The 358-nt window shown below is 48.9% G+C and carries 1 protein-coding gene; it reads right to left on the bottom strand.

The annotated features are described in order from the left end of the window. The coding region (locus tag AC1RPN_RS08655) for a hypothetical protein (protein WP_481763785.1) at window positions 1-336 on the bottom strand (336 nt) is incomplete at its 3' end. Between the last annotated feature and the right edge of the window lie 22 nt (window positions 337-358).

The raw sequence follows: 358 nt of genomic DNA, 5'->3' as shown, positions 1-358 counted from the left end.
GTATACGAAATGGTCGTAGGGAACCTCGATAGGAAACACGCCAAGAAATCGACGCCCCGCAACCTCGAACTCACGTTTGTAGAAAAGCGATTTGGGCGTGAAATTCGAGACAGACGCAGAAATTTCCCAAAACCACTCATTAAGTTCACGCCTTTCATCGATAGTTTCAGTTTCGACCAAAAGTTCTTTTCGGTCCCAAACCTCGACATCATGCTCTTCCATCACGATCTTCGCGCTATGCGTAAGTGCCAAAGGCAAAAACGATTCGGATACAAGACGCTGCGTAACGCGCTTCTCTATGCGTGGCACAAGGCCCCGAGCCTCGATCAGTTTCATTTGCCTGCGTTCACGTGTTCGA

This window comes from Dellaglioa sp. CoH-57-MRSF-20 (genome assembly GCF_056781955.1).
Note: the sequence above shows the minus strand (reverse complement) of the source record. Positions and strands in the feature narration are given on the sequence as shown.